The organism is Halomicrococcus gelatinilyticus (assembly GCA_024227995.1).
GTDB classification, from domain to species: Archaea; Halobacteriota; Halobacteria; order Halobacteriales; family Haladaptataceae; genus Halomicrococcus; species Halomicrococcus gelatinilyticus.
On the sequence record CP100465.1, the window covers coordinates 2,271,515 to 2,292,398 of the forward strand.

Annotated in this window: 25 protein-coding genes; 13 read left to right on the forward strand and 12 right to left on the reverse strand. The window is 70.3% G+C overall.

Features of this window, described 5'->3' with window-relative positions:
* Positions 1-78 precede the first annotated feature (78 nt).
* Both gatA and gatC read right to left on the reverse strand, forming a co-directional pair.
* The gene (gene gatA, locus NKT36_RS11950) at positions 79-1,347 is read right to left on the reverse strand and encodes an Asp-tRNA(Asn)/Glu-tRNA(Gln) amidotransferase subunit GatA (protein ID WP_327051277.1); all 1,269 of its coding nucleotides are present in this window, start codon (positions 1,345-1,347) and stop codon (positions 79-81) included.
* Positions 1,344-1,622, reverse strand: coding sequence for an Asp-tRNA(Asn)/Glu-tRNA(Gln) amidotransferase subunit GatC (gene gatC, locus NKT36_RS11955; RefSeq protein ID WP_327051278.1), 279 nt, complete (start codon positions 1,620-1,622; stop codon positions 1,344-1,346). Before gatC ends, gatA begins: the two co-directional genes overlap by 4 nt.
* A 295-nt stretch (positions 1,623-1,917) precedes the next feature.
* Here gatC and NKT36_RS11960 point away from each other — a divergent pair, with 295 nt between their 5' ends.
* The 3 genes from NKT36_RS11960 to NKT36_RS11970 all read left to right on the forward strand — a co-directional run bounded on the left by NKT36_RS11960 (position 1,918) and on the right by NKT36_RS11970 (position 4,073).
* Positions 1,918-2,889, forward strand: a complete 972-nt coding sequence (locus NKT36_RS11960; protein ID WP_327051279.1) for a transcription initiation factor IIB — start codon at positions 1,918-1,920, stop codon at positions 2,887-2,889.
* Positions 2,890-2,974: 85 nt separating this feature from the next.
* On the forward strand, positions 2,975-3,448 hold the full coding sequence (locus NKT36_RS11965; RefSeq protein ID WP_327051280.1) for an NUDIX hydrolase: 474 nt from the start codon (positions 2,975-2,977) through the stop codon (positions 3,446-3,448).
* A 421-nt stretch (positions 3,449-3,869) separates the two neighbouring features.
* Entirely contained in the window at positions 3,870-4,073 is a 204-nt protein-coding gene (locus NKT36_RS11970) for a hypothetical protein (RefSeq protein WP_327051281.1), read from the forward strand.
* Positions 4,074-4,081: 8 nt separating this feature from the next.
* Here the strand turns inward: NKT36_RS11970 and NKT36_RS11975 are convergent, their stop codons facing one another.
* The 5 genes from NKT36_RS11975 to NKT36_RS11995 all read right to left on the reverse strand — a co-directional run bounded on the left by NKT36_RS11975 (position 4,082) and on the right by NKT36_RS11995 (position 8,749).
* Complete coding sequence (locus NKT36_RS11975) at positions 4,082-5,182, reverse strand: asparagine synthase C-terminal domain-containing protein (protein ID WP_327051282.1); 1,101 nt, start codon at positions 5,180-5,182, stop codon at positions 4,082-4,084.
* An 11-nt stretch (positions 5,183-5,193) separates the two neighbouring features.
* Positions 5,194-5,880 (reverse strand): PHP domain-containing protein, encoded by a 687-nt coding sequence (locus NKT36_RS11980; RefSeq protein WP_327051283.1) that lies wholly within the window; start codon positions 5,878-5,880, stop codon positions 5,194-5,196.
* 50 nt (positions 5,881-5,930) lie between these two features.
* On the reverse strand, positions 5,931-6,851 hold the full coding sequence (ddh, locus tag NKT36_RS11985) for a D-2-hydroxyacid dehydrogenase (protein WP_327051284.1): 921 nt from the start codon (positions 6,849-6,851) through the stop codon (positions 5,931-5,933).
* Between the two features lie 189 nt (positions 6,852-7,040).
* The gene (locus tag NKT36_RS11990) at positions 7,041-8,249 is read right to left on the reverse strand and encodes a cation:proton antiporter (protein ID WP_327051285.1); all 1,209 of its coding nucleotides are present in this window, start codon (positions 8,247-8,249) and stop codon (positions 7,041-7,043) included.
* A gap of 2 nt (positions 8,250-8,251) precedes the next feature.
* A complete protein-coding gene (locus NKT36_RS11995) occupies positions 8,252-8,749 on the reverse strand; it encodes a cation:proton antiporter regulatory subunit (RefSeq protein WP_327051286.1) in 498 nt (165 codons plus the stop codon).
* A 181-nt stretch (positions 8,750-8,930) separates the two neighbouring features.
* Between NKT36_RS11995 and NKT36_RS12000 the strand changes: the two genes are divergently transcribed.
* Positions 8,931-9,221 (forward strand): hypothetical protein, encoded by a 291-nt coding sequence (locus NKT36_RS12000; protein WP_327051287.1) that lies wholly within the window; start codon positions 8,931-8,933, stop codon positions 9,219-9,221.
* 19 nt (positions 9,222-9,240) lie between these two features.
* Here the strand turns inward: NKT36_RS12000 and NKT36_RS12005 are convergent, their stop codons facing one another.
* The gene (locus NKT36_RS12005; RefSeq protein ID WP_327051288.1) at positions 9,241-10,500 is read right to left on the reverse strand and encodes an NUDIX domain-containing protein; all 1,260 of its coding nucleotides are present in this window, start codon (positions 10,498-10,500) and stop codon (positions 9,241-9,243) included.
* Positions 10,501-11,004: 504 nt separating this feature from the next.
* Between NKT36_RS12005 and NKT36_RS12010 the strand changes: the two genes are divergently transcribed.
* Positions 11,005-11,766, forward strand: coding sequence for a coenzyme F420-0:L-glutamate ligase (locus NKT36_RS12010; RefSeq protein WP_327051289.1), 762 nt, complete (start codon positions 11,005-11,007; stop codon positions 11,764-11,766).
* Positions 11,753-12,733, forward strand: a complete 981-nt coding sequence (locus tag NKT36_RS12015) for a 5,10-methylenetetrahydromethanopterin reductase (RefSeq protein ID WP_327051290.1) — start codon at positions 11,753-11,755, stop codon at positions 12,731-12,733. The genes NKT36_RS12010 and NKT36_RS12015 overlap by 14 nt, the downstream gene beginning before the upstream one ends.
* On the opposite strand, the gene NKT36_RS12020 is transcribed toward NKT36_RS12015, so the two are convergent.
* Positions 12,690-12,896 carry a hypothetical protein gene (locus NKT36_RS12020; RefSeq protein WP_327051291.1) on the reverse strand — a complete coding sequence of 69 codons (207 nt, stop codon included), beginning with the start codon at positions 12,894-12,896 and terminating at the stop codon, positions 12,690-12,692. The two genes, NKT36_RS12015 and NKT36_RS12020, sit on opposite strands and share 44 nt — an antisense overlap.
* Before the next feature lie 72 nt (positions 12,897-12,968).
* Here NKT36_RS12020 and NKT36_RS12025 point away from each other — a divergent pair, with 72 nt between their 5' ends.
* Together NKT36_RS12025 and NKT36_RS12030 are read left to right on the forward strand one after the other, a co-directional pair.
* Positions 12,969-13,217: a DUF7573 domain-containing protein gene (locus NKT36_RS12025; RefSeq protein ID WP_327051292.1), complete on the forward strand. Its 249-nt coding sequence runs from the start codon at positions 12,969-12,971 to the stop codon at positions 13,215-13,217.
* An 84-nt stretch (positions 13,218-13,301) separates the two neighbouring features.
* Positions 13,302-14,471, forward strand: coding sequence for a 3-dehydroquinate synthase II (locus tag NKT36_RS12030; protein WP_327051293.1), 1,170 nt, complete (start codon positions 13,302-13,304; stop codon positions 14,469-14,471).
* A gap of 4 nt (positions 14,472-14,475) precedes the next feature.
* Here NKT36_RS12030 and NKT36_RS12035 read toward each other — a convergent pair whose 3' ends face one another.
* Positions 14,476-14,904 (reverse strand): zinc ribbon domain-containing protein, encoded by a 429-nt coding sequence (locus NKT36_RS12035; RefSeq protein WP_327051294.1) that lies wholly within the window; start codon positions 14,902-14,904, stop codon positions 14,476-14,478.
* Positions 14,905-15,047: 143 nt separating this feature from the next.
* Between NKT36_RS12035 and NKT36_RS12040 the strand changes: the two genes are divergently transcribed.
* The 3 genes from NKT36_RS12040 (at position 15,048) to NKT36_RS12050 (ending at position 17,400) form a co-directional block, all read left to right on the forward strand.
* Positions 15,048-15,593, forward strand: coding sequence for an NfeD family protein (locus NKT36_RS12040; protein WP_327051295.1), 546 nt, complete (start codon positions 15,048-15,050; stop codon positions 15,591-15,593).
* A 227-nt stretch (positions 15,594-15,820) separates the two neighbouring features.
* The gene (locus NKT36_RS12045; RefSeq protein WP_327051296.1) at positions 15,821-16,975 is read left to right on the forward strand and encodes an SPFH domain-containing protein; all 1,155 of its coding nucleotides are present in this window, start codon (positions 15,821-15,823) and stop codon (positions 16,973-16,975) included.
* Positions 16,976-16,977: 2 nt separating this feature from the next.
* Positions 16,978-17,400, forward strand: a complete 423-nt coding sequence (locus tag NKT36_RS12050; protein ID WP_327051297.1) for a CBS domain-containing protein — start codon at positions 16,978-16,980, stop codon at positions 17,398-17,400.
* Between the two features lie 32 nt (positions 17,401-17,432).
* Here NKT36_RS12050 and NKT36_RS12055 read toward each other — a convergent pair whose 3' ends face one another.
* Positions 17,433-18,395, reverse strand: coding sequence for an AIR synthase family protein (locus tag NKT36_RS12055; RefSeq protein ID WP_327051298.1), 963 nt, complete (start codon positions 18,393-18,395; stop codon positions 17,433-17,435).
* A gap of 171 nt (positions 18,396-18,566) precedes the next feature.
* On the opposite strand from NKT36_RS12055, the gene NKT36_RS12060 reads away from it, so the two are divergent.
* A complete protein-coding gene (locus NKT36_RS12060) occupies positions 18,567-19,832 on the forward strand; it encodes a tRNA pseudouridine(54/55) synthase Pus10 (RefSeq protein ID WP_327051299.1) in 1,266 nt (421 codons plus the stop codon).
* A 207-nt stretch (positions 19,833-20,039) separates the two neighbouring features.
* Positions 20,040-20,390, forward strand: a complete 351-nt coding sequence (locus NKT36_RS12065; protein ID WP_327051300.1) for a hypothetical protein — start codon at positions 20,040-20,042, stop codon at positions 20,388-20,390.
* A 24-nt stretch (positions 20,391-20,414) separates the two neighbouring features.
* Here the strand turns inward: NKT36_RS12065 and NKT36_RS12070 are convergent, their stop codons facing one another.
* Positions 20,415-20,879 (reverse strand): hypothetical protein, encoded by a 465-nt coding sequence (locus tag NKT36_RS12070; RefSeq protein ID WP_327051301.1) that lies wholly within the window; start codon positions 20,877-20,879, stop codon positions 20,415-20,417.
* Positions 20,880-20,884 lie beyond the last annotated feature (5 nt).

Below are 20,884 nucleotides of genomic sequence, written 5' to 3' on the forward strand. Positions count from 1 at the left end.
CGTCGGGGCCGCAAACCGGTGCCACAGGAATCAGTCGCGGTGTTGCAGGTTACCGTGTGTCGAACACCGGGAGCGCGGTCACTCCAGGGCGCTGCCGACCCGGACGATGGTCTCCTCGCCGAACTTCGGGCCGATGAACTGCGCGCCGACCGGTAGCCCGTCGGTCTCGCCGGCCGGCACGGAGATGGCAGGCAGGTTCGCCAGGTTGACGGGCACCGTGTTCGCGTCCGCGAGGTACATCGTCAGCGGGTCGTCCAGGCTCTCGCCCATCGGGAACGGCGGCGTCGGCATCGTCGGGCTCGCCAGCACGTCGACGTCCTCGAACGCCTCGTCGAAGTCCTGCTTGACCCACGCGCGGGCGTCCTGGGCCTTCTTGTAGTACTTGTCGTGGTAGCCAGCCGACAGCGCGTAGGTGCCGAGCAGGATGCGGCGCTTGACCTCGTCGCCGAACGCCTTCTCGCGGGCCTTCGCGAACGTCTCGTTCCAGTTGCCGTCGTAGCCGCCCGAGTGGCCGTACCGGACCCCGTCGTAGCGTGCGAGGTTCGAGGACGCCTCGGACATGGCGATGACGTAGTACGCCTCGACGGCGTGCTCGACGGAGGGCAGCGACACCTCCTCGACGGTCGCGCCCTGGGCTTCCAGGTCGTCCATCGCCGCCCAGAACTGCTCGACGACGCCCTCGTCGGCCCCGTCGACGAGTTCGGTCGGGACGCCGATTGTCGTCCCCTCGACGTCGCCGTCCGCAGCGGCAGCGTAGTTCGAGTCGGCACCGTCCTCGCGCGTGGTTGCATCGTTGCCGTCCGGGCCCGCGATGACGTCGAGTAGTTCCGCCGCTTCCTCGACCGTCGGCGCGATGGGGCCGATCTGTTCGAGGCTGTTCGCGTACGCGACGAGGCCGTAGCGCGAGACGAGCCCGTAGGTCGGTTTGATGCCGACGACGCCGCAGAACGCGGCCGGGCAGCGGATGGAGCCGCCGGTGTCGGTGCCGAGCGCGAGGTCGGTCTCGTCCGCGGCGACCGCGGCGGCGCTCCCGCCGGAGGAGCCGCCGGGGACGCGCCCCTCGGCGACGGGATTCTCGGTCGGGCCGAACGCCGACGTCTCGGTGGTCGTCCCCATGCCGAACTCGTCCATGTTCGCCTTGCCGGCGATGGTCGCGCCGGCGTCGGTCAGGCGCTCGACGACCGTCGCGTCGTACGGCGGGACGTAGTCTTCGAGCATCTCGGACCCGCAGGTCGTCCGGACGCCCTCGGTGCTGATGTTGTCCTTGACGGCGACCGTCTTCCCGGCGAGCGGGCCGTCCTCGCTCCCCTCGATGGTCTCCTCGGTGATGAAGACGTTCGAGCTCATGACACGTTCGGTCCCTTGAAGTAGCCGTCCTCGGTCTCGGGTGCGTTCGCCAGCGCCTCCTCCTGGGAGAGACCCTCGCGCACTTCGTCCTCACGCATGACGTTCACGAGGTCGGCGTCGCGGTCGACCTCCGGCACCTCGTCCAGCGTCTCGAAGTAGCCCAGGATGTCCGCGAACTGCCCGGCGAACTCCTCGGCCTCCTCGTCGGAGACGCCGACGCGGGCCAGTCGGGCGACGTAGCGGACCTCGTCGGGGCCTGGGGCCGTGTCGCTCATGGTTTCACGAAGCCCCGGACGCGCGGTAAGGGTTTCGATACACCCGACCCGCGCGGCGGCCGCACGACAGTACATAAATGGTGCCGTAACCGGGGGAATCGGAAGATACTGGAACAGCTGCTCTCGGCCCCTCTCGGCCGATTATTCCGGCTCGAACGGAGCGAGAGAATCTCTGCTTTACCCACCGGATTTAAGTACGAAGAACACATACTGGATATGTCTGTCGAATTCTCCACGCTCTCCACGCTCCGCTGCACCCGACGTACGCTCTCTACCGCTCCCAACGCACGCTCCCATGACTGACACACGTATCCGAACGAACGCCGACGAAGAACGCAGTGAACGAACCGAGGAAACGGCCGACGAGCGCCAGCGGTGTCCCGAGTGCGGCGGGCCGCTGGTAACCGACGAGGAGCGCGGCGAGCGCGTCTGTGACGACTGCGGTCTCGTGGTCGAGGAGGGCGCGATGGACCGCGGGCCGGAGTGGCGCGCCTTCGACGCCACCGAGCGGGAGCAGAAGTCCCGCGTCGGCGCCCCCACGACCACGATGATGCACGACAAGGGGCTGTCGACGAACATCGACTGGCGGGACAAGGACGCCTACGGCAACTCGCTGGGGTCGCGCCAGCGCGAGAAGATGCAGCGCCTGCGCAAGTGGAACGAGCGCTTCCGCACCCGCGACTCGAAAGAGCGCAACCTGAAGCAGGCGCTCGGCGAGATCGACCGCATGGCCAGCGCGCTCGGCCTTCCCGAGAACGTCCGCGAGACGGCGTCGGTCATCTACCGTCGCGCCCTCGACGAGGACCTCCTCCCCGGCCGCTCGATCGAAGGCGTCGCCACCTCCTCGCTGTACGCCGCGGCGCGCCAGTCGGGCAACCCCCGCAGCCTCGACGAGGTGGCCGGCGTCTCCCGCGTCGAGAAGGAAGAGATCGCGCGGACCTACCGCTACGTCGTCCGCGAGCTCGGCCTGGAGATCGAACCCGCCGACCCGAAGAGCTACGTCCCGCGGTTCGTCTCCGAACTCGACCTCTCGGAGGAGACCGAACGCCGCGCGCGGTCGCTGCTCGAGACCGCGACCGAGAAGGGAATCCACAGCGGGAAGTCGCCGGTCGGCCTCGCCGCCGCCGCCGTCTACGCCGCCGCCCTCCTCACCAACGAGAAGGTGACCCAGAGCGAGGTCAGCGACGTGGCCAGCATCAGCGAGGTCACCATCCGCAACCGCTACCACGAACTCCTCGAGGCCGAGGACGGCACCGTCGCTCCCTGACGACACTCTTCTACCGGGAGCGGTCGGTCCGACCGAGCGAGTGCGGACCGTAACCGGGAAGCCACCGCTCCGACACGGCATCCGCATGGAGACGACCCGTCACTTCACGGCGACCGTCTACGTCGTCCACGACGGCGCGACCGCCCTCCACGAGCACAGGCGACTCGGCATCCGAACGCCGCCCGGCGGACACGTCGACAGGGACGAACTCCCCCACGAGACGGCCGTCCGCGAGTGCCGCGAGGAGACCGGTCTCACCCCGACCATCGTCACCGACGAGGACCCCATCGAGGCCGACGCGGGCCGGTCGCTCCCCCGCCCCCGCCGGCAGATGCTCTACGACATCGACGTGTTCGACGGGACGGCCGCCCACCAGCACGTCGACCACGTCTACTACGCGACGGTCCCGGATCGCGACGTCGACCCCGCCGACGGCGAGGAGGGAGCCGACGCCTGGGACTGGTACACCCCCGCGGACCTCCGCGCGGGCGACTTCGATTCGGACGTCGTCGAACTCGGCGTCGAAGCCATCCGGGTCGCGGGAGCCACGTCCGAGTAGTTCCGTTCCGCACCTCCGTTCCTCACGCGCGATTAGGCCCTGCCTAACGGCCGTCTCTCCCCGTCCAGCCCGCGCGTCGCCGGTGCCCGCCGGCGGCCTCGAACGGGCGACGCGTGGTGCGCCAGCGACGAGCGCGCGTCACGCTCGACGACGTCTGCGGTCGCGGCGGTGGCACTGCCGTGTGTGGGTATCCCATGGCACCGACCGACGGACCGGGTGGCGGTTCGCCACAGCGACGTGTCACCGAGACGGCCGTACGGGACGAACCGGACCGTGAGACGGGGAATGGGATGTCGGACGTGTCAGGCAATCGTTCGGACGTTGCGACAGCTGAATCCGGTAATTTCCCGGTAGACGCCGCTGAATTGACCTTTAGGCGGCGTATAATAATACCGTTCCTGGCTGTTGGGACAACTCGGAGATGAGATTTGTCAGCCGGGCCGCGCTGGAATTCCACCGTGAACCGGAGGTGGAACCGGAGCGGTTCGAGTGCAAGGCGTGCGGTTCGACGTACGAACTGAACCGGCAGGAGTGTCCCGAGTGTGGGTGCTTCTGTATCGGCTACCGCGATTCGTGGCTCGAACGGGAACTCGACGACGCGGGTACCACTGAATCCACGTCCTGATCCCCCGGCTACTGCGGCCCTCCCTCACTTGCTCGCGACCGGACGTACTCCGTCACGTGGTCGTCCTGCCGCCGCTTGAATCCCGCCCGACGGGCGAGCCTGTCGAGTTCGCGCGCGACGAAGCTACCGTACTGGACCGCCTTCTTCTCCCGGAACGCGACCCGGTCGGGGACGAACGCGCGCGCGGCCAGCCTCAGCGCCCACTTCCGGTCGCCGCGCTCGCTCACCAGCGCCTCGCCCGGGAGTCGAAGCGCCGTCGAGACGACGCGGTCGTCCAGCAGCGGCGCGACCGGTTCGACGCCCCCGGAACGGACCGCCAGTACGTCGCGGGGCAACTGTTCCGGGAGCGTCCGTATCGTCTCCCGGGTCGCCCCGCGGACCGTGTCGGCGTCGACGCGGTGGTCGACGCGCGCCACCTTGTCGTACCCGCCGAACAGTTCGTCGGCGCCCTGGCCCACGGCGAGGCGGTCGTGGCCGTCGGCAGCGGCGCGCTCGGCGGCCAGGTGGAGCGGCAAGGCTATCTCGACGTCCATGGCGTTCGTCCGTCCCGTCGCGCGAGCGACCCGCGGGACGGCGCGCTCGACGGCGTCGTGGTCCAGTTCGACCACCCGGAGGTCGCAGTCCAGCATGGCGGCCCCTTCCCGCGCGGCGACCAGGTCGGGGCTGCCGGGGAACCCGGCGACGTAGCACGGGAGGTCCAGCGCGGCGGCGACCAGCGCGGAGTCGACGCCGCCGGAGAACGCCACCGCGGTCCCGTCGGCGGTCAGGTCGTCGAGACTCGCCGCCAGCGCCTCGCGGACGGCCGCGACGGCCGCCCGTTCGTCCGCGAACGTGGGCGGGTCGGGCAGGTCCCAGAGCCGCTCGTCACTACCGTCCCCGTCGAGAGGGGTGCGGGCGTGTCCGGCGGGGACGGGGTCGGGGTCGTCGAGGTCGGTGGGGTCGTGACTCCACGTCGTCGGGTCCGTCCGTTCGGAGAACAGTGGGACCCGCCCGAGCACGTCCCTGACGAGGCGGCCGTCCGCCAGGCGTCCGGCGAACCCCCGCGTCCCCGGGAGGGGGTCGCCCTCGTCGACCGCCCGGCGGACGACCGCGGCGTCGGTGCCCCGCATCGACGCCCCCGTCACCCGAAGAATCCGACGAGGCGGTTGATGACGCGGCGCTTCGCCCCGCCGGCGGCCTGGCGGAAGCTGATGTGCCACGGCGTCCGCTTGCCGTCGGTCACGGTCCGCCCGGCGGCGATGGCGTCCAGTATCGCACCGCTGCTCCGGCCGTCGGCATCGATCCTCGTCACGGCCTGGCCGACCATCTCGCTGATGTGGGCGTCGCTGCCGGCCGTCATCGGCAGGCCGTGCGCCTCGGCGAACGCGCGGGCGCGGCGGTTGCCGCGCCCGGTCAGCAGCCGCGAGTTGTACACCTCGATGGCGTCCGCTTCGGCGAGTTCGGTCCGCGAGACGTTGGCGGCGACGCCGCTCCGCGACTTCTGGAAGGGATGCGGAACGACGGCGACGCCGCCCTGGTCGTGGATGCGGTCGAGCGTCTCGCCGAACGAGAGCCCGGCCGGAACGAGTTCCTCGAGCCCGAGTCCGAGGACGTGTCCCGCGCTGGTGGTTATCTCGGCGCCCGGGATGCCGACCAGCCCGTAGTCCGACGCCAACTTCGCGGCCCGGAGACTCGCCTCTATCTCGTCGTGGTCGGTGACCGCGAGCGCGTCGAGGCCGACCGCCTCGGCCTGCTCCAGCAGCAGTTCGACGGGGTCACGACCGTCGTGCGAGAGCTCGGAGTGCGTGTGGAGCTCGACCGTCAGCACGGGCGACGCTTGGCAGGGTGGTGGCAAAAGCGCCTCGGTATGCGCCCTGTTCAGGCGACCCGGTTGACGAACCCCTCGTCGGCGGCGTCGCGGACGTTCTCGCGCACCAGGTCGGCGACGTGGCGGTGATAGTCGCGCTCGGCCGCCGCCGCGTGCGGCGTGACGACGACGTCGTCCATCCCCCACAGCGGCGACTCCTCCGGCAGCGGCTCCGTCTCGAACACGTCGAGCGCCGCGCCGGCCAGCGACCCCTCCTGCAGCGCCGCGACGAGCGCGTTCTGGTCCGCGCAGGCGCCGCGCGCGACGTTGACGAAGTAGGCGTCGTCGCGCATGGCGTCGAACGCCGCCGCGTCCATCAGCCCCCGCGTCGCCTCCGTGAGCGGCGTCGCCAGCGCGACGAACCGGGCGTCCGCGACGGCCTCGTGCAGGTCGTCGGCCGCGTACACCTCGTCGACGTTCGGGACCGGGTCGGGCGTCCGGCGCACCCCGTCGACCGTCATGCCGACGGCGGCGGCGCGCTCGGCGATGCCGCGCCCGAGCGTGCCCAGGCCGACGACGCAGAGGCGCTCGTCCGCTAGCGTGAACGGCTCGTCCCACGCCGGCCAGGCCCACTCGCGCTCGGTCTGGTTGCGGGCGTAGGCGTGGAGGCGGCGCGCCAGCGCGAGCATCATCCCGAGCACCGTCTCGCCGACGCTCGTCCCGTGGATGCCCGTGCTGTTCGTCAGGACGACGCCGGCGTCGTCGAACGCCTCGACCGGGAAGCGGTCGTAGCCCGCCTGGATGGAGTGGACCCAGTCGACCGACGTGAGGAACGCCTCGCGGTGTTCGAACGTGACGACTGCGTCGCACTCGCCGATGTCGTCGCCGACGACGCGGACGGTCTGGTCGAGGTCCGCGAGTTCGTCCCGCAATTCCCCGGGCGGGAAGACCTGTTCGACGGACTCGTGGACGCCGATGGTGGACACCTGCATGGCCCCCGATACCGCGGGCTCAGGATTCAATCTTCGGAACGGGGCGGCTCGGGGTGAGTGCCTCGTCACAAGGGGCTCGGAGGGGGTAACTCTCGTCACCGCCGCCCGGATGGAGGTAGACCGCTCGCCGTGAAAAGCGTCACGCAGTGTCGGTCCCCTCTGGCGAACGGTGTCGACGCGAGGTCGCCCTCACTCCCGGGGGGGCCCACCCGGACCGCTGATCAGCATCGCGTTGATGCCGTCGGCGTGCTGGATGAGGACCGTTCCGAGGACGCTCATGATCAGCACGTAGCCGACGGCGAACGCCGGTATCACCGACCGCAGCGTCTCAGTCCCCGCACCGGAGGCCAGCGCCGCGATGACGAGCGAGAACTCCCCTCGCGGGACCAGTCCGAGGCCGACGCGGAGCGACCGTCTCGCGTCGAGTCCGTACGTCCGACCGGAGAGGGTCCCGCTCGCGGCCTTCCCGACCGTCGTGAGGACGACGGCGCTGGCGAGCAGGAGGACGACGTCGTCGAGCACCGTCACGTCGGTCGTCAGCCCGATGGCGAAGAAGAACACCGCGGCGAAGAAGTCCCGCGTCGGGGCGACGACGTCCTCGATGCGGTCGGTGTGGTCGGTGTTGCTGAAGGCGGTGCCGATGAAGAACGCCGCGACGGCCTCGCTCAGGCCGATGGCCAGGGCTGCGCCGGCGACGAGCGTCGTCACCCCGAGGATTCGAAGCAGGAACAGCTCGTCGGACGAGACGTCGAACGCCCGTTCCACCGTCTCCGCGCCGTACCAGGCGACGACTGCCAGGCCGCCGAGGAAGCCCAACGCGACGCCGACGGACGTCATTGCTTCGACCACGGACCCGCCTCCGAGGACGACCGCCGACAGGAGCGCGAGATAGACGGCGATGAGGACGTCCTCGAACACCAGCGTTCCCAGTATCGGACCGCTCTCCGGGTTCGCGATCCAGCCGTTCTCCGTCAGCGACTTGGTGATGACGGCGCTGGAGGAGATGTACACGATTCCGGCGACGAACAGCGTCTCGACTATCGAGAATCCGAACGCGAACCCGAGGGCAGTCCCGAGCCCGAAGTTGACGAGGAAGTCGATCGTCCCGGCCTTCACGATCCGCGTCCGATCGGACAGGAGTTGCGAGATGCTGAACTCCAGCCCCAGGAAGAACAGGAGGAAGACGATGCCGAGTTCGGCGAGGACGTCGATGAACTCGCGGTTCTCCACGAGCGTGAGCGAGACGCCGCCGACCGACGAAGGTTCGTTCGGGCCGATGAGGATTCCGACGAGGATGTACGCGGGGATGACGGAGAGGCCGACCCGGTCGGCGATCGCGCCGGCGATGGCGATACCCGTGAGCGCGATCCCGGCCTCGAGCAGCAGCGTCTTCGCCATTCTCAGCCGCCGCTGTCGTCCGTTTGCTCGGTGAGTTCGGAGAACGACTGCTGTTCGTCGCGCGTCCCGAGCGTGACGAGGATGTCGTCGGCCTGGACGACGGTGTCCGGTTGCGGATTGCCGATGGTCTCGTCACCGCGCTGGATCGCGATCACGGAGACGCCAGTCCGTTCGCGGATCTCCGCCGCCTGGAGCGATTGCCCGACCAGCGACGACCCGCCGGGAACGTCGTTCCACTCGATGATGGATTCCCCCATCGGGACCTGGATGTCGTCCATCTCGACGGGCTGGAAGTACGCCCCTTCGAGGATCGACCCCAGTTGTCGTGCGCGCTTGCCCGGAAGCTCGAACAGCTTCCGACTGTCCGCGTTCTCCTCGGGGCGGAGATAGACCTCCCGCTTCCCGTCGTGGTGGAGGATCACGACCAGCCGGGACTCCCCGTCGAGTTCGAGTTCGAACTTGTGTCCCACCCCAGGGACGTCCGTCTCGTAAACCGTCATGAGTGAATACAGGGCGTTGCGGCGTGATAAACGTCATGCGTCCACAGGGTCGCCCCGCCAGTAGAAGACGATACCGACGTGCCCCTGTCGTTGAATCGAAACGCCGGCGTCCGTCTCCGGACGAACGCAACGACCCTCTCTGCATGAACGGTTAAGTCGTCGCGTGACACGTCTTCGTACGATGAGTTCGCGGAGCTTCGAGACCGTCCATCTCTCCATCGACACGACGGACGCGCACCGGATCATCGCCGCCGAGGTCGACGGTATCCGCTCGAAGCGGGTCGACGGGTCCGTCGAGTATCAGGTCGACGGCGGAATGCTGATCGCCGTGCTCTCGAACGACGTCGTCGACGGTCGCGGTGACTCGAAACTGCGATACCAGACGTCGATACTCACGCCGCCGCTCGCTCACGGAGAGGCGAAAGCCCGAGAGATATACGAGGCAGTCGCCGACCACCGCGTCACGAAGTAAGGCCCCGGGGCCGCCGCCGTCAGCCCCGCCACGTCGCCCGGTCGCGGTGCTCCTCGGCGACCGCGCGGACGTCGTCGGCGTCGAGCACCCCGCGCTCGGTGACGTAGCCCGCGACGCAGTCCGCGGGCGTCACGTCGAAGGTCGGGTTCAGCACGTCGAGGTCGGCGTCGCCGTCGTACACCGCGGCGGGGTCACCGTCCTCCAGCGCCGCCTCCTCGTCGGTCGCCACCTTGTCGTTCGCCGCCACGACGTCGACGGGGACGCCCTCCCGGTCGGCCGCGAACGCGGCGGCGCGCGTGCCGGTCTTGTTCACCACGTCGCCGTCCGGCAGTATCGTGTCCGCGCCGACGACCACGCGGTCGACGTCCCGCGTCGCCAGCACGTGCGCGACGGCGGCGTCGGTGTGCAGCGTCACCGTTCGTTCCTCTCGCTCTCCATCCTCCGCGAGCGTCGCCGCGACGCCGACGCCCTCGCGCGCCGGCCGCGACTCCGCGACGAAGACCTCCCGGGCGGCGTCGAGCGCGTCGAGCACGGTCCCCGACCGCGAGAGCGTCAGCACCGCCTCGCCGTCGACGCGCTTTCGTGCTTCGGCGGCCGCCTCCTCGTCGGCCGCCAGCGCGCGCTCGACGCTCTCGGTCGCCGCCGCCTCGACCGCTTCGGGGGTGCGCTCGTCGCTCGCCGCCGCCATCGCGCGGTTCACGCGGTTGCCCAGCGCCGCCATGCTCGGCCGGGCGTCGAGTAGCGCGCCCGCGAGGGCGGCGAGTTCGTTCCACCCTCCGCCGTCGCGGACCGCGAAGCTCCCCGCCCGGTCCCGGAGGACCTCCAGCGCGCGGACGGAGATGTACGCCGACCCGTGCTCGTCGTCGTCGGCGACGCTCGACACCGACGGCGCGACCCGCGAGTACGACGTCCAGAGCTGCGGGACGGTGTCGCGCCGCAGTATCTCGGTCGGCGTCACCCACTCCGCCTCGGCGGTCTCCCAGTCGGTCTCGACCGCGCGGCCGTCGCAGTCGAAGCAGTAGGGGTGGACGACCCAGCGGGTGTCGAGGTCCGCGTCCTCGAACTCGAAGGTGACGCCCTCGCGGGCGAGCGTGCAGGCGTCGAGCAGCCCCGTCTCCTCCTCGACCTCCTCGCGCGCGGCGGCGTCCGGGTCGCCCTCGGCGTGACCGGCGACGCCGCCCCACTGGCCGGGGTACGACCCGACCTCGTCGCTTCGCCGGAGCAACAGCACCTCGCCGCGGTTGCGCAGGAAGCAGGTGACGACGTGCGTCTCGTCCATACCGGAACTGACCGCGTTCGTCGCCTTGAACGTGTGGGGAAGTGTCGTACCCGTGTGCTGGAAAGAGTCGGTAACGTGAGCGGTTTCGTTGAACCGCCAGAAAGCCCTCGGCCGTCTCGACTCCCGCGCACCGGAAGACTCGCACTGCTCGTCGTCCGAGGTCCCGTTCGCTCCGCTCACGGGACGCTCGCTGCGCTCCTCGCCGCCGTCGGCGACTGCGGTGCTTGCGTCGTCGGGGTTCGCCGGACGACTCGCGGTGCTCGTCGTCCGAGCCATCCGCTCGCTACACTCGCGGAGACGTCGACACGGCCTCGCCCTTTCAATCCGCCAGGGTGATGCCTGGTCCGGACCTCGACACCGGCGGTTGTCCAGTGCCCAACCGAGGCGGCGGCTTGGGGCGTGAAAACGCTGTGAAATGGTACGGTCGTAATGAACGATGCCGAGAATACCCGCCACGCTTGCACGTTCCGGGCGGGTTTTTACCGGGCCGTCCCAACGAGGGGTATGAACGTTTTCGCGGTGGAGGGCCTGCCGGAGGTCCGACCCGGCGACGACCTCGCGGCGCTGGTCGAACGGCGCGTCGACCTGGAACCGGGCGACGTGCTCGTGGTGGCGAGCACCGTCGTCTCGAAGGCGGAGGGCCGGACGGCCGACCTCGACGACTTCCCGCCGAGTCCGCGCGCCGAGGAGATCGCCGACCGCCTCGCCGACGTCGCCGGCGAGGAGAAGGACCCCCGGTTCGCCCAGGCGGTCCTGGAGGAGAGCACCGAACTCGTGATGGAAGCGCCGTTCCTGCTGACGGCGACCCGGTTCGGACACGTCGGCGTCAACGCCGGCATCGACCGCTCGAACACCGGCGACGCCGACCTGCTGTTGCTGCCGGAGCGCCCGCGCGAGAGCGCGGCGCGCATCCGCGACGGCCTCTCGGTCGACGTCCCCGTGGTCGTGACCGACACCAGCGGGCGACCGTTCCGGCACGGCCAGCGCGGCGTCGCCATCGGCTGGGCGGGGATGCCGGCCAGCCGCGACTGGCGCGGCGAGCGCGACCGCGACGGCCACGAACTCGAGGTCACGGTCGAGTCGGTCGTCGACGAACTCGCGGCCACGGCGAACCTCGTCACCGGCGAGGGCGACGACGGCCTCCCGGTGGCCGTCGTCCGCGACTGGGAGTTCGGCAACCACGAGGGCAGCGACGAACTGTACCGCGCCGTCGACGGCGACTTCGTCCGCCAGGCGCTCCGGGAGTGGGAGTATGCGCGGGATTGAACTCACGCCCGAGGCGCCGGTCGAGGAGATGGTCGCCCTCGGCGAGCGCGCGGAGGAGGCCGGGTTCGACGCCGCCTTCGCCAGCAGCCACTACAACAACCGCGACCCGTTCGTGGTCCTGTCGCGCATCGCGGCCGCCACGGACGGGATACGGGTGGGGCCGGGCGTCGCCAACCCCTACGAGACGCATCCGGTGGCGCTCGCCTCGCGCGTGGCGACCCTCGACGAGGCGAGCGACGGCCGTGCCGTCTTCGGTCTCGGGGCGGGCGACCGCTCGACGCTCACGAACCTCGGCGTCGAGCGCGACCGGCCGCTCCGGCGCGTGCTGGAGACGATGAAGGTCGCCCAGCGGCTGTTCGACGGCGAGCGCGTCACCCACGACGGCACGTTCGCGGCGCGCGACGCCGGGCTGAACTACGAACCCGGCGACGTGCCGGTGTACGTCGGCGCGCAGGGCCCGCACATGCTCCGGATGAGCGCGAAGCACGCCGACGGCGTGCTCGTCAACGCCGCCCACCCGCGCGACTTCGCGTGGGCCGCGGAGCGCATCGAGGAGGGACTCGCCGAGCGCCCCGACGACCGCGGCGACTTCGACGCGGCGGCGTTCGCCAGCGTCAGCGTCGACGAGGACGGCGACGCCGCCCGCGAGGCGGCCCGGCCGCCCGTCGCGTTCATCGCCGGCGGCGCGCCGGAGCCGGTGCTCGACAGGCACGGAATCGACCGCGAGCGCGCACGGCTGGTCGGCGAGAAGATCGAGGCCGGCGACTTCGCGGCGGCGTTCGAGGCGGTGACGCCGTCGATGGTCGACGCCTTCTGCATCGTCGGGACGCCCGAAACCGTCGCCGACAGGATGGAAGCGGTGCTGGAGTACGTCGACAGCTTCGTCGTCGGGTCGCCGCTCGGTCCCGACAGGGCCGAGGCCGTCAGCCTCGCTGCTGGGGCCCTCGACCGGGCCGCTCGGGGATGATGGCCGCGCCGATGCCGCCGATCGCGAGGTAGCCGAAGACGAGCACCGAGACGCCCACGAACGCCGCACCGAACAGCAGCAGTACGGCCGAAACCGGACTGGTCGTCGCCACGTCGGCGAACAGGTTCACCATGTCGATGACGTTCTGCACGAGTCCTGCCATGTGTCGACGTGTGTAGTCCTGGTACTTGTGTGCTCCGTCACGCTTACGACGGGGGCATCCGTAGGAGCGCGCGTGTCACGAGACGCGTCGCTCTCCGACTACGCCGCCACCGACAGCGACGGGGACGACGAGCGCGAAGCAGCGACGGACGACGCGGCGGACGACCCCGACGCGGCGCCCGAACTCGACGGCGTCGACCCCGCGCAGGCGACGTACGCGTGGGTGCCCGACGGCGCGGCCTGCGACCGCTGTGCGGCGACGGTCACCGCGCGCTGGCGGGACGGCGACGACCTCGTGTGCGCCGACTGCAAGGACTGGTAGGCCGACGCGCCGGCGCGGTCGGCGCTCGCCTCACTCGTTGCGGTATCCGCCACGTTGAAGCCACCCCGATTCCACGGTGAGAGTATGACACGTTCCGTGTGGCTGAAGGCCGACGACCAGGTCGGCGACTGGGACGCTCGCCGCCAGCGAATCACCGCTGGTCTGGAGGCGGGCGTCGACTGGGTACTCGTGGACGAGGCCGACGTGGCCCGCGTCCGAGAACTGGGCGACGTCAACGTCGCCGCGTTCCGCGAGGACGGCGACGTCCACGTGATGGACGCGGAGGGCAGCGACGACGCCGCCGACCCCGACACGCTGTTCGTCGGCAAGGGCGGCGAGGGCGACGGCACGGTCGACCTTCCCTCGGACTTCTCCGGGTCCGCGGACCTCTCGACGCTCCGGCGCGACGGGGCAGACGGCGCGTACGTCCGCATCCACGACGAGGAGTACGAGGCGTTCGCCGAGTCGGCGGCCGACGACGCGACGTACACCGTCGTCGTCGGCGAGGACTGGACCATCATCCCGCTGGAGAACCTCATCGCACGCATCGGCGAGGAGACGGAACTCGTCGCCGGCGTCACCAGCGCGGAGGAGGCCCGCACCGCCTTCGAGACGCTGGAGATCGGGGCCGACGCCGTCCTGCTGGACACCGACGACCCCGACGAGATCCGCGCCACGGTGTCGGTCCGCGACGACGCCGAACGCGAGACCCTCGACCTGGAGTGGGCGGAGGTGCGAACCGTCGAGCGCACGGGCAGCGCCGACCGCGTCTGCGTCGACACCGGGAACCTGATGGACGACGACGAGGGGATGCTCGTCGGGTCGATGTCCCGCGGTCTCTTCTTCGTCCACGCCGAGACGGCCGAGTCGCCCTACGTCGCCTCCCGCCCGTTCCGGGTGAACGCGGGCGCGGTCCACGCCTACGTCCGGACGCCCGACGGCGGCACGAAGTACCTCTCGGAGCTGTCGAGCGGCGACGAGGTGCAGGTCGTCGACACCGACGGCAACACCCGCGAGGCGGTCGTCGGTCGGGTGAAGATAGAGAAGCGGCCGATGTTCCGGGTCGAGGTCGAGACGGGGGACGGCGACCGCATCGAGACGCTGCTGCAGAACGCCGAGACCATCAAGGTCCCCACCCGCGACGGCCGGACCGCCGTGACCGACCTCGAGTCGGGCGACGAACTGCAGGTCTACCTCGAGGGCGGGGCGCGCCACTTCGGCGAGACGGTCGAGGAGAGCATCATCGAGAAGTAGCCGCTCACTTCGCGGCGTCGTCGTCCAGCTGCGTCGTACACCAGTGACAGAAGTCCAGGTCCTCCTCCAGTTCCTTGCCGCAGTGCGGACAGCTAGCGCCGTTCGACCCCACGGGCACGTCGGGGCCGACGCTCACGGTCCGGTTGCCCCTGATGGCGGTCCAGTAGGCGTCGATGATGTTTATCGCCTGGACCGCGAGGATGGGGAGGACGGCGTCCAGCCCGAGGTTCCGCGTCGCCTCGGCGGCGGCCTGCAGGTTCCCCGGTTCGACCGCCTGGAACGTCGACTCGGGGATGAACACGAACGCGGTCGCGATGGTCAGCCCGAACCAGAGGAGCGCTCGAAGCCACTTTCGCAGGTAGACGTGGCCCAGGCCGGGGTAGACGAACGCGAACACGGCGGCGAGCCACGGGCGTTTCTGGGTACTGGTCACTGTCCCCCACTAGCGAGTCCGCCGAGTTAAATGCTTCTTACCGCATCCTTCGTTCACGAGATTTTCGCTGCGGTTCCGACCGCCGCCCCGTCGCCGGTTCTCACTCCACAAACCCTTAACCCTCACGACGCTAACGTCTACCCATGGCATCGCCGCTCGACTCGCTCCCGCTCCTGCTCGTCATCGCCGGAGCCGGCCTCGCGCTCGCGGAGGCGATCATCCCCGGCGCCCACTTCATCGTCCTCGGCGTCGCGCTGCTGGTCGCCGGCCTCGTCGCGCTGTTGTTCCCACCGCTGGCGACGCCGTTCGTGCTGGCTGCGCTGGTGCTCGCCATCGGCGGGGTCGCGCTGTACGGCTACCGCGAACTCGACCTCTACGGAGGGAAGGGGACCGGCCGGACCAGCGACTCGGACTCGCTGAAGGGGGCGATGGGCCGGGTGACCGAGCGCGTCACGACCTCCGAAGGAGAGGTGAAACTCGACGAGGGCGGTTTCAGCCCCTACTACGCCGCGCGGTCGATGGACGGCGAGATACCGGAGGGCACGCAGGTGATGGTCATCGACCCGGGCGGCGGCAACGTCGTCACCGTCGAACCGCTCGAACACGTCGAGGACCGCATCGACCGCGAACTCGCGCAGGAGCGCGACCGCGAAACGCGCGACCGCGAACCCGAGACCGAGGGGGCGTGAGGACGCCGCGGACGGTCACGCCCGAGGACGTGGCAGGTCGCCATCCCCGCCACCGGTCACCCGGACGGACCCTGGCCAGGGTGTGAGGCTCCGTCGGACCCGTCGCTTCTCTCGAATCTGCAACGCTCCGGTATTCCGGCGCGTCTGCCTTCGTCGCGGAATTTTCCAGCGGTATCGGACTCGTGAACGGCAGAATACTTAACAAGTCTTCATTCCAAGACTCATGTATGCTGCCCCCAGTACCCCTACAGTCAGTCCCTGGAACGGGGACGTTCACGATAATCGCGTTGCTGTTCCTGGTTCTCGCTATCGTCACCATCTGGCAGTCCGTCGAGATCGTCGACGCGACCGAGAAGCGGGCGCTGACGGTGTTCGGCGAGTACCGGAAGCTGCTCGAACCGGGCATCAACTTCGTCCCGCCGTTCGTGAGCGCGACCCACCGCTTCGACATGCGGACCCAGACGCTCGACGTGCCACGCCAGGAGGCCATCACCCGCGACAACTCGCCGGTCACCGCCGACGCAGTCGTCTACATCAAGGTGATGGACGCGAAGAAGGCGTTCCTCGAGGTCGAGGACTACAAGCGCGCCGTCTCGAACCTCGCCCAGACGACGCTGCGCGCCGTGCTCGGCGACATGGAACTCGACGACACGCTCAACAAGCGCCAGGAGATCAACGCCAAGATCCGGCGCGAACTCGACGAACCCACCGACGAGTGGGGCATCCGCGTCGAGAGCGTCGAGGTGCGCGAGGTCAACCCGAGCAAGGACGTCCAGCAGGCGATGGAACAGCAGACGTCCGCGGAGCGCAAGCGCCGCGCCATGATCCTGGAGGCGCAGGGTGAACGCCGCAGCGCCATCGAGAAGGCCGAGGGTGACAAGCAGTCCAACATCATCCGCGCGCAGGGTGAGAAGCAGAGTCAGATCCTCGAAGCGCAGGGTGACGCCGTCTCGACCGTCCTCCGCGCGAAGTCCGCCGAGTCGATGGGCGAGCGCGCCGTCATCGAGAAGGGCATGGAGACGCTCGAACACATCGGCCAGGGCGAGTCGACGACGTTCGTCCTGCCCCAGGAGCTGTCGTCGATGCTCGGCCGCTACGGCAAGCACCTCACCGGTAGCGACGTGGCCGAAGACGGCGAACAGCTCGAGAGCCTGGAGTTCGACGAGGAAACCCGAGAACTCCTCGGCCTGGACAACATCGAGGAGATCCTCGGCCAGATCGACGAGGAGGCCGAGATGGACGTCGAGGCCATGGAGAAGGAGGCCCAGGCCATCAAGGAGGGCGAGGACCCCAAGAACATCAAGAGCGCCGACGAGGTCATCGAGGAGATGGACGCCGAGATGGAGCCACCCGAGGAGGAACTGGAGACGGAGACGGAGTGACCATGCTGGTAGAGGAGGCCATGTCCACCGACGTCGTGACCGTCGACGTCGACGCGAACCTCCACGAGGCCGTCGAGCGGATGCTCCGCGAGCGCGTCGGGAGCGCCGTCGTCGAGGACGACGGCCCGACCGGCATCGTGACCGAGACCGACGTGCTGATGGCCGGTTACCGCGCTGAACGACCGTTCGCCGACATCGCCGTCGCGAAGGCGATGAGCAGCCCGCTCGTCACCGTCGACCCGACGACGACCGTCCGGACCGCCGCCGAGAAGATGCGCGAGGAGCGCGTCAAGAAGCTCCCCGTCGCCGAGAACTTCGAACTCGTCGGCATCCTCACGACCGCGGACGTCGTCGCCAACCAGTCCGAGCTCCTGCAGGAGGCCGGCTCGTTCGCCCGCGAGCGCGGCACCTGGTCGATGGACTGACCCGCGGTTCTCCGTTCTCCTGCCGTCCCCTTCTACTCCCACAGCGCGTAGAGGTCGTCGCGTGGCGCCTCCTCGATCAGTTCGTCGTCGAGCGCGACGGCCGGACGGTCGGCCTCGACCGCGGTGCCGATGACGGCCGCGTCGACGTTCGCGTCGTCGAGGTCGGCCAGCGCCACGTCGACGTGTTCCTCCGGGACCGCCGCCAGCAGCGCCCCGGACCCGAAGATGTGAAGCGGGTCGACGGCGGCGGCGTCGCAGAGCGCGCGCGTCGGCTCGCGGACCGGCACCGCCGAGCGGTCGACGTCGAGGCGGACGCCCGCCGCCGTTGCCATCTCCAGCAGCCCCGTGAGGACGCCGCCCTCCGTCGGGTCGTGCATCCCGGTGGCGTACTCCCGGAGTACCCGGGCCTCGTGGGCGACGCTGATCTCGTCGAAGAAGCGCTCCGCGCGCTCGATGGTCTCCGCGCCCGCCGACTCGACGCGCTCGCTGAAGTCGGTCGCGAGGATGGCGGTCCCCTCGACCCCCGCGCCCTTCGTCAGCACGAGGCGGTCGCCCGGTCGCGCGCCGCCGGTCGGCACGAACTCGTCGGCGAGCCCCATGCACGTCATCGAGACGGTCGGCCGCTCGAGGTCGGGCGCGTACTCGGCGTGTCCGCCGACGATGGAGACGCCCAGCGACTCGGCGGCCGCGTCGATCTGTCCCGTGACGACGTCCAGCGTCTCGGGGTCGTCGTCGGGGAGGAAGACGACGTTCGTCAGCCAGCGCGGGTCGGCGCCGCTGGCCGCCACGTCGTTGCAGGCCACGTCGACTGCGAGCGAGCCCAGTCGCTCGCGCGCCAGCGAGAGCGGGTCCGAACTGACGACCAGCGTCTCGTCGCCGACCTGTATCGCCGCGGCGTCCTCGCCGTACCGCGGACCGACCAGCACGTCGTCGTCCGACGCGCCGGTCCGTGAGAGGATGAGCCCGAGCGCTTCCGGGTCGAGTTTGCCGATCATCGTGCGAACCGTTCCAGCGGCGCGGGCATGTAGGTTTCGCCCGGCGTTACCGGCGCTGCTCCGCCTCTCTCGCCACCGACGCGCCCGTTCGCGTCCGCCGGACCCTCGGCGACAAGCGACTTGCCGCTGTCCGTCGTACCCGGCCGTCATGTGGGGATGCGGTGAGCGACGATGACCGTCCTCGACGACGCCCGGGCGCTGCTGGCCACCGGGCCCCTCTGTGACCCCTGTCTCGGCCGGCCGTTCGCAGAGCGGAGCCACGGGCTGACGAACCGCGAACGGGGGCGCGCGCTCCGGGTCGCCGTCGCGCTCGACGACGACGAGTCGTTCGCACCGCCCGACGAGACGTGCCGGGTCTGTGCGGGCCACGCGTCGGAGTACGACGCGTGGGCCGAGCGCGCTGCGAACGCGCTCGCGGACACGGAGTTCGCGACGTACCTGGTCGGGACGCGCCCGCCGCCGGACCTCGCCGACCGCGAACGGAGCGCGCGCGAGCAGGCGGACCTCCCGGCAGACGCCGGCGAGTCGTTCCGGTCGGAGTGCAACCGCGAGGTGGGCAAGCGCCTCGGCGACCGCACCGACGCGACCGTCGACTTCGAACGCCCGGACGTGACCGTCCTGGTCGACTTCGAGCGGTCGACGGTCGACGTCGAGCGGAACCCGGCGTTCGTCTACGGGCGCTACCGGAAACTGGAGCGCGACGTGGCCCAGACCGACGCCACCTGCAGCGCCTGCGGTGGCCGGGGGTCGGTCTGGCGCGAGGGTGAGGCCCGGCCCTGCGAGCAGTGCGGCGGGACGGGTCGCCTCGCGGAGACCAGCGTCGAGGAACTGGTCTGTCCGCCGGTCCGCGAGGCGATGCGGGGACGGGAGGCGGTGTTCCACGGCGCGGGGCGCGAGGAGGCCGCCGCGCTGGTGCTGGGGTCCGGCCGGCCGTTCGTCGTCGAGGTGAAGGCGCCGCGCCGGCGGACGCCGGACCTGTCGGCGCTGGCCGACGCCGTCGCCGAGCGCGCCGGGGGCCGCGTCGAGGTCGAGGCGCTCGCCATCGCCGAGCGGGAGATGGTCGACCGCGTCAAGGAGACGCGGCTCCGACAGCGGTTCCGCCTCGAACTGTCGTTCGACGACGGCGTCGACGCGGCGGCGTTCGACGACGCGGTGGCCACCCTGGACGGCGAGCGCGTCCGCCAGCGGAGCGAGGCGACGGCGGAGGAGCGAACCCGGACGCTCCGCGACGTCACCGGCGAGTTCGGGGACGGCACCGCGACGCTGGAGTTCGCCGTCGACGCGGGCACGGACGTCCCGGCCGTCGCCACGGGCGAACGCACCGACCCGAGTCTCGCCGACCGCCTCGGCGTGGACGTCGCGGTCACGGCGGTCGACGTGGTCGGCGTGACGGCCCGCGACGGGTCGTTCGAGGACACGCCGCTGCTCGGGGCGTGACGGCCCCTCCGCTCTCCGGTCGCGCCCGGGCGGTACGAACTGGGGCGACGTCAGGGCCGGGCGACGTCAGGGACGGCGTAACGCGGTCGCCGGATGACCGTTGCGGCTCAGGGGTGGTCTGTGTCCCGGTAACCGCGGTCAGACGGCGCGAACGCGCCTGAACCGACACCCGGCCTTTTTCCGGAGACCGTCGAACGCCGGAACACGATGCGACGGCTATCACGGCTGGTGGCGACCGTACTGGTCTGTGGGCTGCTCGTCGGCGTGGGCGTCGCCACCGCCTTCGCGGGCGGCGGTGGCGACACCACCGAGCAGGTCGGCAGCCAGCGGATCACCATCAGCGACGCGACCGTAACCGTCTCGAACACGACCATCCGCGGGACCGGACTCCCGAACCTGACGCTCACCGACCAGACCATCACCGTCGAGCGGTCGACGACCACCGTCAGCGGACTCCAGTTCACCGTCGGCGGGACGACCTACGAGTTCGGTCGGACGACCGTCGTCGTCGACGACGTCGGCGTGCGCCTGGAAGCGGTGCGACTGGTCGGGGAGTAGCGGCCGGACCCCGTTCTCGCGCGTTCACTCGTCGGCGTCGAACCCGAGGTCCGTCTCCTCGGCGACGACCGGGCAGTCGGCCACCCGGAAGTGTTCCGTGTCCTCGACCGCCAGTATCTCCGTTCCCTCGTGCGTGCAGCGGAGCTCCGGTGGGTCGTCGAGGTGGGGACAGCCGTGACACGTCGCCTTGTCGACGGTGTGGACGTCGCGGTCTGCGTCATCCTCGGCCGCCCTGACGCTGACGCGGTCCGTCCCGTCGTCGCCCCGCAGGTCCGCCCACAGCTCGTCCCGGTCGACCTCCCCGACGTCGACCGCGGTGAACGCGTCGTCGACCGACGCGTCCGCCCGGTCACGCCGCTCCTCTATCTCGCTGACGAGGTCGGCCATCGGTTCGTCGCCGGTCGCCGGCTCCTCGTCGGCCGCCGGTTCCCCACTGGGCGTCGTTCCGTCGCCGTCAGTCGTCGGTTCGTCGTCGTTCACGTCCGTCACGCCCC

Excerpts from the sequence above, each read along its gene's own strand:
- gatA (WP_327051277.1), bottom strand. The coding sequence starts at position 1,347 with ATGAGCTCGAACGTCTTCATCACCGAGGAGACCATCGAGGGGAGCGAG.
- gatC (WP_327051278.1), bottom strand. The coding sequence starts at position 1,622 with ATGAGCGACACGGCCCCAGGCCCCGACGAGGTCCGCTACGTCGCCCGA.
- NKT36_RS11960 (WP_327051279.1), top strand. The coding sequence starts at position 1,918 with ATGACTGACACACGTATCCGAACGAACGCCGACGAAGAACGCAGTGAA.
- NKT36_RS11965 (WP_327051280.1), top strand. The coding sequence starts at position 2,975 with ATGGAGACGACCCGTCACTTCACGGCGACCGTCTACGTCGTCCACGAC.
- NKT36_RS11970 (WP_327051281.1), top strand. The coding sequence starts at position 3,870 with ATGAGATTTGTCAGCCGGGCCGCGCTGGAATTCCACCGTGAACCGGAG.
- NKT36_RS11975 (WP_327051282.1), bottom strand. The coding sequence starts at position 5,182 with ATGCGGGGCACCGACGCCGCGGTCGTCCGCCGGGCGGTCGACGAGGGC.
- ddh (WP_327051284.1), bottom strand. The coding sequence starts at position 6,851 with ATGCAGGTGTCCACCATCGGCGTCCACGAGTCCGTCGAACAGGTCTTC.
- NKT36_RS11990 (WP_327051285.1), bottom strand. The coding sequence starts at position 8,249 with ATGGCGAAGACGCTGCTGCTCGAGGCCGGGATCGCGCTCACGGGTATC.
- NKT36_RS11995 (WP_327051286.1), bottom strand. The coding sequence starts at position 8,749 with ATGACGGTTTACGAGACGGACGTCCCTGGGGTGGGACACAAGTTCGAA.
- NKT36_RS12000 (WP_327051287.1), top strand. The coding sequence starts at position 8,931 with ATGAGTTCGCGGAGCTTCGAGACCGTCCATCTCTCCATCGACACGACG.
- NKT36_RS12005 (WP_327051288.1), bottom strand. The coding sequence starts at position 10,500 with ATGGACGAGACGCACGTCGTCACCTGCTTCCTGCGCAACCGCGGCGAG.
- NKT36_RS12010 (WP_327051289.1), top strand. The coding sequence starts at position 11,005 with ATGAACGTTTTCGCGGTGGAGGGCCTGCCGGAGGTCCGACCCGGCGAC.
- NKT36_RS12015 (WP_327051290.1), top strand. The coding sequence starts at position 11,753 with ATGCGCGGGATTGAACTCACGCCCGAGGCGCCGGTCGAGGAGATGGTC.
- NKT36_RS12020 (WP_327051291.1), bottom strand. The coding sequence starts at position 12,896 with ATGGCAGGACTCGTGCAGAACGTCATCGACATGGTGAACCTGTTCGCC.
- NKT36_RS12030 (WP_327051293.1), top strand. The coding sequence starts at position 13,302 with ATGACACGTTCCGTGTGGCTGAAGGCCGACGACCAGGTCGGCGACTGG.
- NKT36_RS12040 (WP_327051295.1), top strand. The coding sequence starts at position 15,048 with ATGGCATCGCCGCTCGACTCGCTCCCGCTCCTGCTCGTCATCGCCGGA.
- NKT36_RS12045 (WP_327051296.1), top strand. The coding sequence starts at position 15,821 with ATGCTGCCCCCAGTACCCCTACAGTCAGTCCCTGGAACGGGGACGTTC.
- NKT36_RS12050 (WP_327051297.1), top strand. The coding sequence starts at position 16,978 with ATGCTGGTAGAGGAGGCCATGTCCACCGACGTCGTGACCGTCGACGTC.
- NKT36_RS12055 (WP_327051298.1), bottom strand. The coding sequence starts at position 18,395 with ATGATCGGCAAACTCGACCCGGAAGCGCTCGGGCTCATCCTCTCACGG.
- NKT36_RS12060 (WP_327051299.1), top strand. The coding sequence starts at position 18,567 with ATGACCGTCCTCGACGACGCCCGGGCGCTGCTGGCCACCGGGCCCCTC.
- NKT36_RS12065 (WP_327051300.1), top strand. The coding sequence starts at position 20,040 with ATGCGACGGCTATCACGGCTGGTGGCGACCGTACTGGTCTGTGGGCTG.